Source organism: Martelella sp. (genome assembly GCF_984369615.1).
Genome location: NZ_CFHTCS010000498.1, coordinates 1 through 2,522, shown reverse-complemented (window position 1 = coordinate 2,522; position 2,522 = coordinate 1). Strand labels below are relative to the sequence as shown.

The 2,522-nt window shown below is 61.7% G+C and carries 3 protein-coding genes; 2 read left to right on the top strand and 1 reads right to left on the bottom strand.

The window, feature by feature from the left end; all coding sequences use genetic code 11:
- Positions 1-768: autotransporter outer membrane beta-barrel domain-containing protein (locus AC5DC2_RS22830; protein ID WP_491700145.1), on the top strand; the 768-nt coding region annotated here is incomplete at its 5' end.
- Between the two features lie 179 nt (positions 769-947).
- Here the strand turns inward: AC5DC2_RS22830 and AC5DC2_RS22825 are convergent.
- Positions 948-1,745: a helix-turn-helix domain-containing protein gene (locus tag AC5DC2_RS22825; RefSeq protein WP_491700144.1), complete on the bottom strand. Its 798-nt coding sequence runs from the start codon at positions 1,743-1,745 to the stop codon at positions 948-950.
- A 217-nt stretch (positions 1,746-1,962) separates the two neighbouring features.
- Here AC5DC2_RS22825 and AC5DC2_RS22820 point away from each other — a divergent pair.
- The coding region (locus tag AC5DC2_RS22820) for an ABC transporter substrate-binding protein (RefSeq protein ID WP_491700143.1) at positions 1,963-2,522 on the top strand (560 nt) is incomplete at its 3' end.

The window sequence follows — 2,522 nt, the reverse complement described above, 5'->3', positions numbered from 1 at the left end:
GCCAATGCCGCCGGCCTCGACAGCGCGACGGGCGGCCTGCTTGTCGGCGTCGACATCCCGGTTGCCGAAACCTGGCGCGTCGGCGCGCTTGCCGGCTACAGCCATTCGAGCTTCGACAGCGACGACCGCGCGACGTCGGGTTCCAGCGACAATTATTCGCTCGGCCTCTATGCCGGTTCGCAATGGGGTGACCTCGGTTTCCGCTCGGGTCTCGCCTATACGTGGTACCAGATCGACACCAGCCGTTCGGTATTCATCCCGGGCCTTACGAATGCGCTCGACAGCAGCTATGACGCGGGCACCTTCCAGGCGTTCGGAGAACTCGGCTATCAGTTCGACCTCTCCGACGTTCAGCTGGAGCCGTTCGCCAACCTCGCCTATGTCAATCTGGATAGCGACGGCTACAGCGAGACCGGCGGCGCTGCGGCGCTGAACGGGACAAGCGGCAGCTCCGACACGACCTTCACCACCGTGGGTCTGCGCGTTTCGTCCGACTTCATGCTGGGCCAGACAAAGGCAAAGGCAAGCGGCATGATCGGCTGGCGTCACGCCTTCGGCGATATCACGCCGTCCGTCACGCAGGCCTTTGCGGGCTCGACGCCATTCACCGTCACCGGCGTCGCAGTTGCCGAGGACGCCGCCGTGGTCGAGGCCGGTCTCGATTTCGACCTGTCGGCCAACACCACGATCGGCCTTTCCTACCAGGGCCAGTTCGGCGACGACGTCAGCTACAACGGCGTCAACGCAAGGCTGCAGGTGAAGTTCTGATCTGAAGGCAGGGCCACGTTCCGGCGGAACAATTCCCGTCCGGAACGTGGCCTGTTTCCGAGAGGCTTGCGCCATTGCGCACGGCCGAAACGGGGCATCCGTCCTGTCGACCCACCTTCTGATTTCGAGCGCGGTCGCAACCGGCGAGTCGTTCCGGGTCGCCGGTCCCGGCAAGGCTTTTATCGTGCTGCGACAAGCGTGTGGTTTTCACCTTCGCTGTTGAGATAGCGGCGGACGGGGAGCGGCAGTTTCGGCGATTTTTCATTGAACAGGCCGCATCCTTCCAGCAGTCTGCGCTTGTCGGGGTTCGGCCCGGCCACGCGCCAGATGGTCCGCGTGGAATAGGGCAGGTTTTCCTGACGCCAGGAAACACCGGTCGTCACCCCGCGCAGATAGGTGCGCTGATGCTCGGCAAACGGCATCAGCGTCGTCTGACACAGGAAGGATTGTTCCCCCACCCCGCGCTCGACGATGAAAAGCCGGTTACGCCAGTAGGCCGCCAGTCCGACATATTTCGAGAACTGCCGAATCTCCTGGTCCCGGTCATAAATCCGCTCGATCGATTTGACCGTGATCTGGCCGTTTTTCTCCTCGATCCTGGCACAGCTTCGGACGATTTTCCCCGGCCATGACAGGCTTTTGTGGTAAAGTTCGTAATAGCCCGTATACTGACGCAGCTCCGGCAGGTTTCCGGGGAACCCCTCCCGCAACAGAAAATCCGGTCCGACGGTCTCGGCAGGCGTGCCGAGTATGTCCTGGAAGCGCTTTTCCGGCAGCAGGAAGTCCTGCGGCTTGAGGTTGAAATGCCGCGCGATCTTCCCCGTATTATAGGGCGAAGGGCGCGTTTGCGCGGCAAGATAACGGTTGAACTGCTGTCGGTTGATGCCGATCTCGCGGCAGATTGCCGTAATCGACGGGCGGGTATTGCAGGCAAATCGCAGATTGGCTGCAAAGAGACTGTTATTTTGGGATTTCAATGTTTTCGAAGCCGGCCATCATAGCGTCAATTAGCGTCACTGTGCGTCAATACGCGAAGTTGCCTGGCTTGCGCAAGCCGCTTATGCCTTTGCGCATGAAATTTGACGGACCCGTCAATCGCGCCTTCAGGCATTTCGATATCGCCTTTGCGATCATCCGCAGTCGCGGCGCGACGCGGTCGATATGTGCAATGCTAAAACAGTCAGGGGAAACCATATGAAAAACACGAAATCAGCCATTCCGCAGACCGGCCTCAACCGTCGCGCCTTTCTCGCCTCCGCGGCCGCGGCCGGATTTGCGGCCACCGCTTCCGGCCTGCTGATCCCGCGCGAGAGCCTTGCGGCCGACGAGCCGCAGCGCGGCGGCCACCTCGTGCTCGGCCTCGACGGCGGCCAGACGACCGATATTCTCGATCCCGGCACCTATGCCGGCAGCACCATGTTCCTGGTCGGCTTCACATGGGGCGACCGGCTGGTGACCACCGATCCGGTATCCGGCGAAGCACTGCCGAGCCTTGCCGAAAGCTGGACCTCGTCCGACGATGCGAAGGCCTGGACCTTCAAGCTGCGCAAGGATGTGCGCTTTCATGACGGCACGCCGTTCACCGTCAACGACGCCGTGCAGACGCTCCGCCGCCATTCCGACAAGGATTCCACCTCCGCGGCCCTCGGCCTTCTCGAGGAGATCGAGACCATCGAGGAAAGCGGCGGCGATCTGGTGATCACGCTGAAGAACGGCAATGCCGACCTGCCGCTGATGCTGACGGACTATCATCT